We start from the raw sequence: 14,392 nt of genomic DNA, 5'->3' as shown, positions 1-14,392 counted from the left end.
AAATTTACCTCTAAAATACTCCTTACGATGTATGCAGCAGGGAAAAAAAGAAATACTCCGTAATAAAAAAACATTCCCTTCAATTGCAAACAAAACGTTATCAGGTTGCTAAACGGAGCAACAAAAACAGAAACCCAGTAACAAATATACCATCGGGGCTCTATTTACTATGTTCGGTAATAATATATTCACGCAAGTTAAACGCTCAGAAAATAAAAAGATGGCGGTTATCGCTCAATTTCTGAAAGAGAACGATTTGAGCGTTGATACCACCGTCGAAGTATTTATCACCGTCACCCGTAACGACCGCTTGATCGCTTGTGGCGGTATCGCCGGCAATATCATCAAATGCGTCGCTATCTGTGAATCCGTACGTGGTGAAGGCTTAGCGCTGACGCTGGCGACTGAGTTAATCAACCTTGCCTACGAGCGGCATTGCACCCATCTCTTCATCTATACCAAAACCGAGTATGAGTCACTGTTTAAGCAGTGCGGTTTTTCGACGCTGACCAGCGTGCCCGGCATTATGGTGTTGATGGAAAACAGCACCACTCGCCTCAAACGTTACGCTGAATCACTGGCGAAACAGCGCCACGAAGGGAAAAAAATTGGCTGTATCGTGATGAACGCCAACCCCTTCACCAACGGGCACCGTTTTCTGATCCAACAAGCCGCCGCACAGTGCGACTGGCTGCATCTGTTTTTGGTGAAAGAAGATACCTCACGTTTCCCGTATGAAGACCGACTGGACCTGGTACTCAAAGGGACAAAAGATATTCCACGTTTAACCGTACACCGCGGTTCGGAATACATCATCTCTCGCGCCACGTTCCCGTGCTACTTCATTAAAGAGCAGAGCGTTATTAACCACTGCTACACCGAAATAGACCTGAAAATTTTCCGTCAGTATCTGGCCCCGGCACTCGGCGTTACGCACCGTTTCGTCGGTACTGAGCCGTATTGCACCGTCACCTCCCAGTACAACAACGATATGCGCTACTGGCTGGAGACCCCAACACTTCCCGCCCCGCCGATTGAACTGGTGGAAATTGAGCGGCTGTGTTTCCAGGAGATGCCGATTTCCGCCTCCTGGGTACGCAAGCTGCTGGTTAAAAAAGATCTCACGGCTATCGCATCCCTGGTACCCGAAGCCACGCTGCACTACTTACAAAGCATGGTTGAGCGAACCTCATCGGCTGCGACAGTCCGCCAAAATACCCCCGCATTAGCAACAGGTGAAAAATGAAAATAAACCAGGCAGCCGTCGCAGGCACTCTCGAGTCCGGTGATGTGATGATCCGCATCGCCCCGCTCGATACGCAGGATATTGACCTGCAGGTTAACAGTAGCGTCGAAAAGCAGTTCGGTGATGCCATCAGGGCCACCATTCTGGACGTTCTGTCCCGCTATAACGTCCGCGGCGTGCAATTAAATGTTGATGATAAAGGCGCACTGGACTGCATTTTACGTGCGCGACTGGAAGCATTACTGGCTCGCGCCAGCGGCATTCCGGCACTGCCATGGGAGGATTGCCAATGATTTCCGATTCTTTACAACAACGTAAATCCCGCACACGCCGCAGCATGTTGTTCGTACCAGGCGCTAACGCCGCGATGGTCAGCAACTCATTCATCTACCCGGCAGATGCGCTGATGTTCGACCTGGAAGACTCCGTCGCACTGCGTGAGAAAGACACCGCGCGCCGCATGGTGTATCACGCGCTGCAGCATCCGCTGTATCACGACGTTGAAACTATTGTACGCGTGAACGCCCTCGACTCCGAATGGGGCATCAATGACCTCGAAGCCGTCGTACGCGGTGGCGCTGACATCGTGCGTTTACCCAAAACAGATACCGCCCAGGATGTCACTGATATCGAAAGCGAAATCCTGCGTATTGAAAACGCCTGTGGTCGTGAACCCGGCAGCACCGGTCTGTTAGCCGCTATCGAATCACCACTTGGTATTACCCGCGCGGTAGAAATTGCCCACGCTTCCGAGCGTCTGATCGGTATTGCACTCGGCGCAGAAGACTACGTGCGTAACCTGCGTACCGAACGCTCCCCGGAAGGCACCGAACTGCTGTTTGCACGGTGCTCAATTCTGCAGGCTGCGCGTTCTGCCGGCATTCAGGCGTTCGATACCGTCTATTCCGATGCCAATAACGAAGCGGGTTTCCTGCACGAAGCCGCACACATCAAGCAACTGGGTTTTGATGGTAAGTCGCTCATCAACCCGCGTCAGATTGAACTCCTGCATAACCTGTATGCCCCGACGCGCAAAGAGCTGGCTCACGCACGTCTGGTGGTAGAAGCCGCTGAAGCCGCCGCCCGTGAAGGCCGTGGCGTAGTTTCCCTGAACGGCAAGATGGTCGACAGCCCGGTTATCGAGCGCGCCCTTCTGGTTATCTCCCGTGCAGAACTTTCCGGCATTCGCGAAGAATAAGGCAAAAAAATGACGCAGAAAATCGAACAGTCTCAACGACAGGATCGCGTGGCGACCTGGAGCCGTCATGCAGAAAGCGAGCTTTCCGCTTATCAGAGCACCGCAAAAGTTGAATTGCAGGCGCAAAAACCGCGCAACAAAAAGCTGTGCGCTAACCTGGAAGAGGCCATTCGCCGTTCAGGTTTACAGGATGGCATGACCATCTCCTTCCACCACGCTTTCCGTGGCGGTGATCTGACGATCAACCTGGTGATGGATACCATCGCTGCAATGGGCTTTAAAAACCTGACGCTGGCTTCCAGCTCCCTGAGCGACTGCCATGCGCCGCTGGTTGAACACATTCGTCAGGGTGTCGTCAGCCGTATTTATACTTCTGGTCTGCGTGGCCCGCTGGCAGAAGAGATCTCTCGCGGTCTGCTGGCTGAACCTGTTCAGGTCCACTCTCACGGTGGTCGTGTACACCTGGTACAAAGCGGCGAACTCAACATTGATGTCGCCTTCCTCGGCGTGCCGTCCTGTGACCCGTTTGGTAACGCCAACGGTTACACAGGTAAAGCCTGCTGTGGCTCGCTGGGCTACGCTCGTGTCGATGCTGAAAACGCAAAACAGGTTGTCCTGCTGACCGAACAGCTGCTGACCTACCCGCATAATCCCGCCAGCATTACCCAGGATCAGGTAGATCTGATTGTACAAATCGACCAGGTCGGTGATGCTGACAAAATTGGTGCTGATGCCACTCGCATGACCACCAACCCGCGCGAATTGCTGATCGCCCGCAGCGCAGCAGACGTTATTGCTAACTCCGGCTACTTCAAAGAAGGTTTTTCATTGCAGACAGGAACCGGCGGCGCGTCTCTGGCCGTTACCCGTTTCCTGGAAGACAAAATGCGCAGCCGCGACATCCGTGCTGACTTTGCGCTGGGCGGCATCACTGCCACCATCGTTGATCTGCATGAGAAAGGCTTAATCCGCAAACTGCTGGATGTACAGAGCTTCGACCGTAATGCGGCAGAATCTCTGGCACGCAATCCAAATCACATTGAAATCAGTGCTAACCAGTATGCCAACTGGGGCTCAAAAGGCGCCTCTGTCGATCGTCTGGATGTCGTGGTGCTGAGCGCGCTTGAAGTGGATACCAACTTCAACGTTAACGTACTGACCGGTTCTGACGGCGTACTGCGCGGCGCATCCGGTGGCCACTGTGATACAGCGGTTGCCGCAGCGCTTTCCATCATCGTCGCACCGCTGGTTCGTGGGCGCATCCCGACGCTGGTTGATAACGTCCTGACCTGCGTAACCCCGGGTTCCAGCGTTGATATCCTGGTCACTGACCACGGTATCGCCGTTAACCCTGCACGCCCTGAGCTGGCGGAACGTCTGCAAGAAGCTGGCATGAAAGTTGTTTCCATTGAATGGTTGCGCGAACGTGCACAGCAACTTACCGGCCAGCCACGCGCAATCGAATTCACCGACCGCGTCATTGCCGTAGTGCGTTACCGCGATGGTTCAGTGATCGACGTTGTGCATCAGGTGAAGGAATAAGCCATGCACCTGCTCCCTGAACACGCCACCTGCCACGCGGTTTCCATTCCTGAGCTGCTCGCCAGCCGTGATGAGAGACAAGCAAGGCAACATGCCTGGCTCGCGCGTCATCACGCGCCATTGGTCTCTTTTACCGTGGTAGCGCCAGGCCCGATCAAAGACAGCGAATTAACCCGTCGCATCTTTAATCACGGCGTCATCGCCTTGCTTACGCTGGCGAAACAATCATCCTGGATTGTCAGGGAGCAAACTTCGCTGGTCTCCGCCAGCGGTCCGGAAGGTCTGTTGTCCATCGAGGCGTCAGCCCATGACCTCAAGCTCGCCACTATCGAGCTTGAGCATTCACATCCGCTGGGACGGTTATGGGACATCGATGTCCTGACCCCTGAAGGAGAAATCCTGTCCCGCCGTCATTTCGCGCTTCCTGCCCGCCGCTGTCTGTTGTGCGAGCAAAGCGCTGCCGAATGCGCGCGGGGTAAAACCCACGCGCTTTCCGACTTACTCATTCAAATGGAGGCACTGCTGCATGATGCCGATTCCCGCAACATCGACGAATAACGCTGTCCTTCCACTGGATCTGCCCGACGCCTACGCAACACTTGCCTGGCGCGCCATGCTGACTGAAGTCAACTTATCGCCCAAGCCTGGGCTGGTGGATCGCATTAATAACGGCGCACATAAAGATATGGCGCTGGAAGATTTTCATCGCAGCGCAGAGGCTATCCAGGCCTGGCTGCCACGTTTTATCGAATACGGCGCATTCAGCGCGCAGTTGTCACCTGAAGATGTACTGAAAGGACTGCGTCCGCTGGGTATGGCCTGCGAAGCCGATATGTTTCGCGCCACCGCCGGGGTGAACACCCATAAAGGCAGCATCTTTTCTCTGGGACTGCTGTGTGCCGCCATTGGCCGCCTGCACCAGCTCCAACTGACTGTTACCGCTGAAACCATTTGCTCTACGGCAGCAACATTTTGCCGAGGCCTGACCGAGCGCGAACTGCGCCAGAACAATCAACAACTCACGGCTGGCCAACGTCTTTATCAGCAACTGGGATTAACCGGCGCACGGGGCGAAGCCGAAGCGGGATATCCGCTCGTCATCCAGCATGCCCTGCCGCACTACCGCGCACTGCTGACTCAGGGCCGCGACCCTGAACTGGCGTTACTCGACACATTATTGCTGCTGATGTCTATCAATGGCGACACCAACGTGGCTTCACGTGGCGGCGCTGAGGGTCTGCGGTGGATACAACAGCAGGCCACCACATTATTGCAGCAAGGGGGAATTCGTACCCCTGCCGATCTCCATTACCTACGCCAGTTCGACCAACAGTGCATCGAACGCAACCTCAGTCCTGGAGGCTGCGCCGATCTGCTGATCGTCACCTGGTTCTTAGCTCAGATTTCGCAAGTTCATCATTATCACAATTAAAGATCCTTTCCGGAGAATCACACACATGTCTTTAGCAAAAGATAAAATATGGAAGTTACTGGCCCCATTGGTCGTAATGGGCGTCATGTTTCTTATCCCCGTTCCTGATGGAATGCCTCCACAGGCCTGGCACTACTTTGCCGTATTTGTGGCAATGATCGTCGGTATGATCCTCGAGCCAATCCCGGCAACAGCGATCAGCTTTATCGCCGTCACGATCTGCGTTATTGGCAGCAACTACCTGCTGTTTGATGCTTCCGAACTGGCCGACCCGGCGTTTAAAGCGGGTAAGCAAGCGCTGAAGTGGGGTCTGGCAGGCTTCTCCAGCACCACCGTGTGGTTGGTGTTCGGTGCGTTTATTTTCGCACTGGGTTATGAAGTCACTGGTCTGGGTCGTCGTATCGCGCTGTTCCTGGTGAAATTCATGGGTAAACGTACCCTGACACTGGGCTATGCGATTGTTATTATCGACATCCTGCTGGCACCGTTTACACCGTCCAACACCGCGCGTACCGGTGGTACAGTGTTCCCGGTTATCAAAAACCTGCCGCCGCTGTTCAAATCCTTCCCTAACGATCCTTCCGCACGCCGTATCGGCGGATATCTGATGTGGATGATGGTTATCAGTACCAGCCTGAGCTCCTCTATGTTCGTTACCGGCGCTGCGCCAAACGTACTGGGTCTGGAATTCGTTAACAAAATCGCTGGCATTCAAATCAGCTGGTTGCAGTGGTTCCTCAGCTTCCTGCCGGTCGGTATTATTTTGCTGATCGTTGCTCCGTGGCTGTCTTACGTGCTGTACAAACCGGAAGTCACCCACAGTGCTGAAGTTGCAGCATGGGCCGGTGATGAACTGAAAGGCATGGGTAAACTGACCCGTAAAGAGATAACGCTGATCGGTCTGGTACTGCTCAGCCTTGGCCTGTGGGTATTTGGCGGCAAGCTGATTGACGCTACCGCAGTGGGTCTGCTGGCGGTCTCCCTGATGCTGGCTCTGCATGTTGTACCGTGGAAAGACATTACTCGCTATAACAGCGCATGGAACACCCTGGTCAACCTTGCCACGCTGGTGGTAATGGCCAACGGTTTAACCCGTTCTGGTTTCATCGACTGGTTTGCCAACACCATGAGCACACACCTGGAAGGTTTCTCACCTAACGCGACAGTAATCGTTCTGGTACTGGTGTTCTACTTTGCTCACTACCTGTTTGCCAGCCTTTCTGCGCACACCGCCACCATGCTGCCGGTTATTCTGGCTGTCGGTAAAGGTATCCCGGGCGTGCCGATGGAACACCTGTGTATCCTGCTGGTACTGTCCATCGGTATCATGGGCTGTCTGACTCCGTATGCCACTGGCCCTGGTGTTATCATCTATGGCTGTGGTTATGTGAAATCCAAAGACTATTGGCGTTTGGGTGCTATCTTCGGTGTTATCTACATCGCTATGCTTCTGCTGGTCGGCTGGCCGATTCTGGCAATGTGGAGCTAATGCGCGCGCTTTACACATAGTCAAAACACAGAGTTAAAATGATGCCAGTCAGCTAAACCTGACTGGCATTTTTTATGATTAAATAGATGATATTCAGAATTTATATAAGTGTCCGAATACATCATGACATCAACATGGCGTTCTTTTCCTTTACTGGCAGCGCTTCTGCTGCCGGTTTCAGTAGCCGGGGCCTCCCAACTTGAGGCCAAACAGTACGGCGATTTTGACAGCTACGTGCTGGCTCTCTCCTGGCAAACCGGTTTTTGTCAGAGTCAGCATGAGCGTGATCGTCAGGAGCCTGACGAATGTCGTCTGCAAAAAGAGACTGACAATAAAGCAGATTTTCTGACGGTTCACGGCCTGTGGCCCAGCCTGCCAAACTCAATTGCCGCCCGCGGTGTCGATAATCGTCGTTGGATGCGTTTTGGCTGTGCAACGCGCCCCATTCCTAACCTGCCTGAAGCTCGCGCCAGCCGGAAATGCGCCGCACCACAAACCGGTCTGTCACTGGAGAGTGCGGCGAAGTTAAGCGCCGTCATGCCTGGTGCTGGCGGAACATCCTGTCTGGAACGTTATGAATATGCCAAACATGGCGCCTGTTTTGGTTTTGATCCCGACGCGTACTTCGGCACCATGGTGCGGTTGAACAATGAGATTAAGAGTAGCGAGACGGGCAAGTTTCTGGCGGATAACTACGGCAAAACGGTTAGCCGTAGCGCATTTGACGCCGCATTCGCTAAAAACTGGGGCAAAGAGAATATCAAAGCAGTGAAGCTAAGTTGTCACGGCAACCCCGCTTATCTGACGGAGATCCAGTTTTCATTAAAAGCCGATGCCATCAACCAACCTTTATCATCCCGTTCATTCCTGCCGCAACCGCATCCGGGTAACTGCGGTAAACAGTTTATTATCGACAAAACGGGATACTAAACAGGGAGACCGACGCGCACACCCGGCGTCGGTCTGACGGCTTAACGTTTTGGACGCGCATCCGGACGCACCAGATCAAAGCGATGTGATTCATCAATTGAATAATACGCACTTGGCCCACCTGCACGCAGTACCGGGTGCGCTTTCGCCGTCTGGTAGATGCCCTCTTCCAGCAGCGATTCATCAATGTGGATACCGACCACCTCACCCAATATCAGCCAGGTTTCAACAGGGGTGCCATCTGCGGTCGTCAATTGCAGACTCTGAGATAAACGACACTCAAAATTGACGGGACTTTGTGCCACGCGTGGCACATTAACTAACCGACTTTCGGCTTTGCAAAGCCCTGCGGCAAAGAACTCATCCTCGCCGTGCGGCAGACTGGCCGACGTTTCGTTCATCGCTCTGGCCAACTCAAGGGTAGTCAGGTTCCAGACAAACTCACCTGTTTCGATAATATTCCGCACGCTGTCTTTCCAGCCGCTGCTGGCAAAACCGATAATCGGCGGATGATAGTTAAAACAGTTAAAAAAACTGTACGGTGCCAGATTATGCCGACCGTTACTGTCACTCGACGCAATCCACCCAATAGGGCGCGGCCCAATAATGGCATTGAGCGGATCATGTGGCAGCCCGTGTCCCTGTGACGGTTGATAGAAATACATAATTTTCTCTGGTGAAGTTAGCCTCTGCTAAGCATAAATTATGCTTCGCTCATCCCCCTGACGGAAGAGGATCAGCGTAGAACAATCCACGAACGATTACGACTGAATAAAGCCGAGTAGATCGGCGTTGATCTGATGTTTATGGGTGGTGCAAATACCGTGAGATCCTCCGGCATACACCTTCAACTGTGCATCTGGTAGGATTTCTGCCGCGACCTTACCGCAGGTTTCAAACGGGACAATCTGATCGTCATCACCATGAATTACCAGCGTCGGAATGGTCATTTTTTTGAGATCTTCACGCAAGTCTGTTTCCGAGAAAGCATGTATACAGTCGTACAGTGCTTTAATTGATCCTTGTAAGCCCTGCTCAACAAAGCTTTCACGGACAGCCTTCGATTCCTTTGTACCCGGTCGATTGTAGCCATAGAATGCGGCCGTCAGCTCATAGAAAAAGGCGGCACGATCGTTCACAACGCCTTCACGAATGCTATCGAACACCTCCCTCGGCACACCATTCGGGTTAAAGTCGGTTTTAATCATGATGGGGGTTACCGCACCAATGAGTACCGCTTTTGCTACCCTCTGCGTCCCATGGCGGCCAATGTAACGAGCAACTTCGCCACCACCGGTAGAGTGCCCGACATGCACAGCATCTTTGAGATTGAGATGCGCGGTAAGTTCGGCCAAATCGTCAGCATACTGATCCATATTATTGCCATCCCAGGGTTGGGCCGAACGCCCGTGCCCTCGTCTGTCATGGGCTATCACACGAAATCCTTTCGACCCGAGAAACAGCATCTGATCTTCAAACGCATCTGCGGTCAGCGGCCAACCATGGCTGAACACAATGGGCTGGCCGCTTCCCCAGTCTTTGAAATGCAAATAGCTGCCATCTTTTAAGGTAAGTTTGTCGTACTGGCTCATGAGATCTCCTGTCGAGGAACACTGAGTTGTCGTGGTGCGCCCGCAGCGAGCGCTTAAAAAGCATAATGCAAATTTGAGAACGATCACGTTTTTTGCCACCCCCTTCATCTGCAGCAATATTGATGATTTGCCTGAATGTGAACTAAATCACTTCAAACCAGGGGTAAGTCTCAGTATCATCATAAAAGCTAAACCCTTGCCGCCTGACGGTGAGGGTTTTCTTTTGGGATTATTTACCTGCGCATCCGCAGTATCGACGACATGGAGTAATAAATGTCCAGACCAACTATTATCATTAACGACCTCGATGCGGAACGCATTGACCGCCTGTTGGAGCAACCTGCGTTTGCTGGTTTACCGATAGCGGACGCATTAAACGCTGAACTGGATCGCGCCCAAATGTGTTCCCCGGAAACCATGCCGCACGACGTGGTGACCATGAACAGCCGCGTGAAATTCCGCAATCTGAGCGATGGCGAAGTGCGTGTACGTACCCTGGTATATCCGGCCAATATGACTGACAGCAGTACACAGCTTTCGGTAATGGCACCCGTCGGTGCAGCGCTTCTGGGTCTGCGCGTTGGCGATACGATCCATTGGGAATTACCGGGCGGTACATCGACCCACCTCGAAGTCATCGAGCTTGAGTACCAGCCTGAAGCTGCAGGCGACTACCTGCGCTAACTCTGTCTTATCAAAGCGACTCGCTTTATCTTACAGGGGATGCATCCGCATCCTCTTTCCGCTTCAACCTCTGCTTTCTTTCATTTGCTGCACTTCCTTTTCTCCTGTTCGCAAAACATAAATCTGTGTCGTGACTGACAGAATCATTTTTAATACTATGCTGTTATGTGTTCATGTAATGACAAGGAGAATGTTTATGTACAACACAATCATAATGCCTGTTGATGTATTCGAAATGGAACTGAGCGACAAGGCTGTTCGCCATGCAGAATTTCTGGCACAAGATAAAGGGGTTATCCATCTGCTGCATGTGCTCCCGGGTTCTGCCAGTCTGAGTCTGCACCGTTTTGCCGCTGACGTTCGTCGTTTTGAAGAGCATCTGCAACACGAAGCGGAAACCCGTCTGCAAACGATGGTCGGTCACTTCAGTATCGATCCTTCCCGCATTAAGCAGCACGTTCGCTTTGGTAGCGTGCGTGATGTGGTAAACGAATTGGGTGAAGAGTTGAATGCAGATGTGGTGGTCATTGGGTCGCGTAACCCATCAATTAGCACCCATCTGCTCGGCTCTAACGCCTCAAGCGTTGTCCGCCACGCCACCTTACCGGTGCTGGTCGTTCGCTAATAAAAAAAGAGGCTACCTTCCGGTAGCCTCTTCTTCCTACAAACCGATGAAATCCCATTTGTAGGCCCGATATGCTTGTGCTATCGGGCATTTCGCTTCTTTTGCAGGTGAGTCTTACTTTCTTATACGGTTGTGGTGCGAATCAAATAATCAAAAGAGCTCAGAGACGCTTTCGCGCCCTCGCCAGTCGCGATGATGATCTGCTTGTACGGTACGGTTGTACAATCCCCCGCAGCAAAAACACCCTTCACGCTGGTCTCGCACTTGGCATCAATGATGATTTCCCCCATGCGGTTACGCTCAACGGCGCCTTCCAGCCAGTTCGTATTCGGCAACAGGCCAATCTGCACAAAGATACCCGCCAGTTCCACATTGTGGATATCACCGCTGACGCGGTCACGATACTCCAGACCGGTAACTCTACTGCCGTCGCCTTTCACTTCTGTGGTTTGTGCATTCAGAATAATGTCGACGTTTTTCAGACTACGGACTTTATTCTGCAGAACCTGATCGGCTTTCATTTCCGGGGCAAATTCCAGCAACGTCACGTGTTCGACGATACCCGCCAGATCAATAGCCGCCTCAACCCCCGAGTTACCGCCACCAATCACCGCGACGCGCTTGCCTTTAAACAGCGGGCCATCACAGTGCGGACAGTAGGTTACGCCCTTGGTGCGGTACTGATCTTCACCTGGCACGTTCATGTTGCGCCATTTTGCGCCGGTAGCAATGATGATACTGCGTGCTTTCAACACCGCGCCGGATGCCGTTTCAATCTGATGCAAACCACCTTCCTGTGCTGCCGGAACCAGCTTGCTCGCACTCTGGCTATCAATAACATCCACATCGTAATCATCAACGTGTGCTTTCAGCGCGCCAGCCAGCTTCTGGCCTTCGGTTTTCGGTACAGAGATGTAGTTTTCGATATCAACGGTATCAAGAACCTGACCGCCAAAGCGTTCACCCATCAAACCGGTGCGAATACCTTTACGTGCAGAGTACACCGCAGCCGCTGCCCCGGCAGGACCCGAACCGACGATCAGCACATCGTAAGCATCACGCTGATTCAATTCTTCCGCTGCGCGTTTTTCTGCGCCAGTATCAACTTTCGCTACGATTTCAGTCAGCGTCATACGGCCCTGACCAAACTCTTTACCGTTCATATAGACCGCCGGGACGCCCATGACGTTACGGTCGGTAATTTCGTTCTGGAATGTACCGCCATCAATCGCCGTATGCTTGATTCGCGGGTTCAGCACGGACATCAGGTTCAGCGCTTGCACCACATCCGGGCAGTTATGGCAGGACAGTGAATAATAGGTTTCGAACTCAAAATCCCCGTCGAGGTCGCGGATCTGCTCCAGCAGTGACTGTGCCTCTTTCGACGGATGGCCACCTGTCCACAACAGCGCCAGAACCAGAGAGGTAAACTCATGGCCCAGTGGAGAGCCGGCAAAACGTGGCCCCTGGTGAGAACCCGGATTGGTGATCAGGAACGATGGCTTACGTACGGCCAGAGTATTGTCTTCTTTAAAGGTGACTTTTTCTGACAGTTCAGCAATTTCAGTCAGCAGTTCCTTGATTTCTGCTGATTTAGCGCTGTCATCCAGCGTAGCAATCAGCTCAACAGGTTTGGTCAGTTTCTCAAGATAAGCCTTGAGTTGGGTTTTCATATTTGTGTCGAGCATTATTCTTCCCTCTCTGAAAACATCATCATGCAAGCCGAATTCGCGGGGCTGCATCAATGCAACTTGCGTCATGGTGCTGGAATGAAACAGGCGCAAATTTGCGCCTGTGGAATGCCGGATGCACTACGTTTATCCGGCCTACAAATTATGCGACTTAAATCTTACCAACCAGGTCCAGAGACGGAGCCAGAGTTGCTTCGCCTTCTTTCCACTTAGCCGGGCAAACTTCGCCAGGGTGGGAAGCGACATACTGTGCAGCTTTAATTTTGCGCAGCAGGTCAGACGCATCACGGCCGATACCTTCAGCGGTAACTTCGATTGCCTGGATGATACCTTGCGGGTCAACGACGAATGTTGCACGGTCAGCCAGACCTTCATCTTCACGCATGTTGTCGAAGTTACGGGTCAGGGCGCCAGTCGGGTCGCCGATCATCGCATATTTGATTTTCGCGATGGTTTCAGAGCTGCTGTGCCATGCTTTGTGAGTAAAGTGAGTGTCGGTAGAAACAGAGTAAACGTCCACACCCAGTTTCTGCAGTTCTTCGTAGTGGTCAGCAACGTCACCCAGTTCGGTCGGACATACGAAAGTAAAATCAGCCGGGTAGAAGAAGAAGACACTCCAACGACCTTCGGTATCTTTCTCGGTTACTTCGATGAACTCACCGTTTTTGAACGCCTGGTTTTTGAAAGGTTTAATTTTGGTATTAATCAAAGACATCTGTACTTCCTCCGTGTTTTCGTTGAGGGATAAGTTAACGAAAATCATTGATAAGGGCTAATGCGTTTCCTTTATCAAATCAATAAGCGTTAACTAACAACCGACTCGACCGCATTTTGTAAACCCTATTCTAAAAGTAAAAAAGGCTCCCTTTGCAGGGAGCCTCATTACCCGAGTTACCCGCAAGTAACTTCAGTGCCAGCAGAACTGGCTATGTGTTGCGCTCTACATTACCTTAACCAAGGTCGTAACAGCGATTGGGATTACATCACCCAACTACCGAAAGGGCAATCGACAGACTGTCGATCTTACCTATGGCTGCGATAGGTTTTGCAACTTAACTCCCTTTCCTTCTAATTTTATAAGGAAAATCAATGTTTAAACGTACATTACTCTTAGCTCTGCTCCCTGCTGTCGTCCACGCTGAAGAGCTTCCTGCCCCTGTTAAAGCGATTGAGAAACAGGGCATTACGATTTTGAAGCCGTTCGACGCCCCTGGTGGTATGAAAGGGTACCTGGGCAAATACCAGGACATGGGGGTCACTATCTATGTCACGCCTGATGGAAAACATGCGATCTCCGGCTACATGTATAACGAGAAAGGTGAAAACCTGAGCAATGCGCTGATAGAAAAAGAAATCTATGCACCTGCCGGGCGCGAGATGTGGCAACGAATGGAAAAAGCGTCGTGGATTCTGGACGGCAAAAAAGACGCTCCGGTTATTGTGTATGTGTTTGCCGATCCATTCTGCCCATACTGCAAACAATTCTGGCAACAGGCACGTCCGTGGGTTGAGTCCGGCAAAGTTCAATTACGCACGCTGTTGGTCGGCGTGATTAAGCCCGAAAGTCCGGCAACCGCTGCGGCCATTCTGGCAAGCAAGGATCCCGCTAAAACCTGGCACGACTATGAAGCATCCGGCGGTAAAATGAAGCTGACAATGTCAGCAACGCCACCTGCCGAGCAGATGAAGACGCTGAATATCAACCAAAAATTAATGGACGATTTAGGTGCCAACGTCACACCCGCCATTTATTACATGAGCAAAGATAATACACTGCAACAGGCAGTTGGTTTACCCGATAAAGAGAAGCTGGATATTATTATGGGAGCCAAATAGATATACGCAACGAATGATTGATTGATATCATCTTCATATCAATCAATCTTCTTTCCATATCAATCAACGCATTAGCACTTTTTACCGCAAAAATAACCCTACCTGTGCTATTTTAGTATTATTAAAC

15 protein-coding genes are annotated in these 14,392 nt (G+C 51.9%); 11 read left to right on the top strand and 4 right to left on the bottom strand.

From position 1 onward, the window contains the following. The first annotated feature begins 169 nt into the window (after nt 1-169). The 8 genes from citC (at nt 170) to rna (ending at nt 7,837) form a co-directional block, all read left to right on the top strand. Nucleotides 170-1,246, top strand: a complete 1,077-nt coding sequence (gene citC, locus NNO02_RS20240; RefSeq protein WP_271455583.1) for a [citrate (pro-3S)-lyase] ligase — start codon at nt 170-172, stop codon at nt 1,244-1,246. After that, nucleotides 1,243-1,539 carry a citrate lyase acyl carrier protein gene (gene citD, locus NNO02_RS20235; protein WP_005120843.1) on the top strand — a complete coding sequence of 99 codons (297 nt, stop codon included), beginning with the start codon at nt 1,243-1,245 and terminating at the stop codon, nt 1,537-1,539. Before citC ends, citD begins: the two co-directional genes overlap by 4 nt. Continuing rightward, on the top strand, nt 1,536-2,444 hold the full coding sequence (locus tag NNO02_RS20230) for an aldolase/citrate lyase family protein (RefSeq protein WP_137384520.1): 909 nt from the start codon (nt 1,536-1,538) through the stop codon (nt 2,442-2,444). The genes citD and NNO02_RS20230 overlap by 4 nt, the downstream gene beginning before the upstream one ends. A gap of 9 nt (nt 2,445-2,453) precedes the next feature. Further along, nucleotides 2,454-3,986: a citrate lyase subunit alpha gene (gene citF, locus NNO02_RS20225; protein WP_040232565.1), complete on the top strand. Its 1,533-nt coding sequence runs from the start codon at nt 2,454-2,456 to the stop codon at nt 3,984-3,986. A gap of 3 nt (nt 3,987-3,989) precedes the next feature. Continuing rightward, nucleotides 3,990-4,544 carry a citrate lyase holo-[acyl-carrier protein] synthase gene (gene citX, locus NNO02_RS20220; RefSeq protein WP_271455582.1) on the top strand — a complete coding sequence of 185 codons (555 nt, stop codon included), beginning with the start codon at nt 3,990-3,992 and terminating at the stop codon, nt 4,542-4,544. After that, entirely contained in the window at nt 4,513-5,418 is a 906-nt protein-coding gene (citG, locus tag NNO02_RS20215; protein WP_271442587.1) for a triphosphoribosyl-dephospho-CoA synthase CitG, read from the top strand. Before citX ends, citG begins: the two co-directional genes overlap by 32 nt. 25 nt (nt 5,419-5,443) lie before the next feature. Further along, nucleotides 5,444-6,907, top strand: a complete 1,464-nt coding sequence (gene citT, locus NNO02_RS20210; RefSeq protein WP_003831271.1) for a citrate/succinate antiporter CitT — start codon at nt 5,444-5,446, stop codon at nt 6,905-6,907. 123 nt (nt 6,908-7,030) lie between these two features. Further along, on the top strand, nt 7,031-7,837 hold the full coding sequence (rna, locus tag NNO02_RS20205) for a ribonuclease I (protein WP_271455581.1): 807 nt from the start codon (nt 7,031-7,033) through the stop codon (nt 7,835-7,837). A gap of 41 nt (nt 7,838-7,878) precedes the next feature. Here rna and NNO02_RS20200 read toward each other — a convergent pair whose 3' ends face one another. Next, a complete protein-coding gene (locus NNO02_RS20200) occupies nt 7,879-8,502 on the bottom strand; it encodes a flavin reductase family protein (RefSeq protein WP_271450170.1) in 624 nt (207 codons plus the stop codon). A gap of 96 nt (nt 8,503-8,598) precedes the next feature. Continuing rightward, complete coding sequence (locus NNO02_RS20195) at nt 8,599-9,429, bottom strand: alpha/beta fold hydrolase (RefSeq protein WP_271455580.1); 831 nt, start codon at nt 9,427-9,429, stop codon at nt 8,599-8,601. 273 nt (nt 9,430-9,702) lie between these two features. On the opposite strand from NNO02_RS20195, the gene rnk reads away from it, so the two are divergent. Together rnk and uspG are read left to right on the top strand one after the other, a co-directional pair. Continuing rightward, nucleotides 9,703-10,113 (top strand): nucleoside diphosphate kinase regulator, encoded by a 411-nt coding sequence (gene rnk, locus NNO02_RS20190; protein WP_005120853.1) that lies wholly within the window; start codon nt 9,703-9,705, stop codon nt 10,111-10,113. Between the two features lie 196 nt (nt 10,114-10,309). After that, a complete protein-coding gene (gene uspG / locus NNO02_RS20185) occupies nt 10,310-10,738 on the top strand; it encodes a universal stress protein UspG (protein ID WP_005120854.1) in 429 nt (142 codons plus the stop codon). A 122-nt stretch (nt 10,739-10,860) separates the two neighbouring features. Here uspG and ahpF read toward each other — a convergent pair whose 3' ends face one another. Further along, nucleotides 10,861-12,426, bottom strand: coding sequence for an alkyl hydroperoxide reductase subunit F (ahpF, locus tag NNO02_RS20180; protein WP_271455579.1), 1,566 nt, complete (start codon nt 12,424-12,426; stop codon nt 10,861-10,863). Between the two features lie 154 nt (nt 12,427-12,580). Continuing rightward, the gene (gene ahpC / locus NNO02_RS20175; protein ID WP_002894394.1) at nt 12,581-13,144 is read right to left on the bottom strand and encodes an alkyl hydroperoxide reductase subunit C; all 564 of its coding nucleotides are present in this window, start codon (nt 13,142-13,144) and stop codon (nt 12,581-12,583) included. Between the two features lie 374 nt (nt 13,145-13,518). On the opposite strand from ahpC, the gene dsbG reads away from it, so the two are divergent. Further along, nucleotides 13,519-14,265, top strand: coding sequence for a thiol:disulfide interchange protein DsbG (gene dsbG, locus NNO02_RS20170; RefSeq protein WP_271442582.1), 747 nt, complete (start codon nt 13,519-13,521; stop codon nt 14,263-14,265). Nucleotides 14,266-14,392 lie beyond the last annotated feature (127 nt).

Source organism: Citrobacter sp. Awk 2, assembly GCF_028069815.1.
Taxonomy (GTDB): Bacteria; Pseudomonadota; Gammaproteobacteria; order Enterobacterales; family Enterobacteriaceae; genus Citrobacter.
The sequence above is the reverse complement of the archived record's forward strand: the minus strand, read 5'-3'. Positions and strand labels throughout refer to the sequence as shown.

Coding starts and splice junctions, on each gene's coding strand:
- citC (WP_271455583.1), top strand. CDS start 170: ATGTTCGGTAATAATATATTCACGCAAGTTAAACGCTCAGAAAATAAA.
- citD (WP_005120843.1), top strand. CDS start 1,243: ATGAAAATAAACCAGGCAGCCGTCGCAGGCACTCTCGAGTCCGGTGAT.
- NNO02_RS20230 (WP_137384520.1), top strand. CDS start 1,536: ATGATTTCCGATTCTTTACAACAACGTAAATCCCGCACACGCCGCAGC.
- citF (WP_040232565.1), top strand. CDS start 2,454: ATGACGCAGAAAATCGAACAGTCTCAACGACAGGATCGCGTGGCGACC.
- citX (WP_271455582.1), top strand. CDS start 3,990: ATGCACCTGCTCCCTGAACACGCCACCTGCCACGCGGTTTCCATTCCT.
- citG (WP_271442587.1), top strand. CDS start 4,513: ATGATGCCGATTCCCGCAACATCGACGAATAACGCTGTCCTTCCACTG.
- citT (WP_003831271.1), top strand. CDS start 5,444: ATGTCTTTAGCAAAAGATAAAATATGGAAGTTACTGGCCCCATTGGTC.
- rna (WP_271455581.1), top strand. CDS start 7,031: ATGACATCAACATGGCGTTCTTTTCCTTTACTGGCAGCGCTTCTGCTG.
- NNO02_RS20200 (WP_271450170.1), bottom strand. CDS start 8,502: ATGTATTTCTATCAACCGTCACAGGGACACGGGCTGCCACATGATCCG.
- NNO02_RS20195 (WP_271455580.1), bottom strand. CDS start 9,429: ATGAGCCAGTACGACAAACTTACCTTAAAAGATGGCAGCTATTTGCAT.
- rnk (WP_005120853.1), top strand. CDS start 9,703: ATGTCCAGACCAACTATTATCATTAACGACCTCGATGCGGAACGCATT.
- uspG (WP_005120854.1), top strand. CDS start 10,310: ATGTACAACACAATCATAATGCCTGTTGATGTATTCGAAATGGAACTG.
- ahpF (WP_271455579.1), bottom strand. CDS start 12,426: ATGCTCGACACAAATATGAAAACCCAACTCAAGGCTTATCTTGAGAAA.
- ahpC (WP_002894394.1), bottom strand. CDS start 13,144: ATGTCTTTGATTAATACCAAAATTAAACCTTTCAAAAACCAGGCGTTC.
- dsbG (WP_271442582.1), top strand. CDS start 13,519: ATGTTTAAACGTACATTACTCTTAGCTCTGCTCCCTGCTGTCGTCCAC.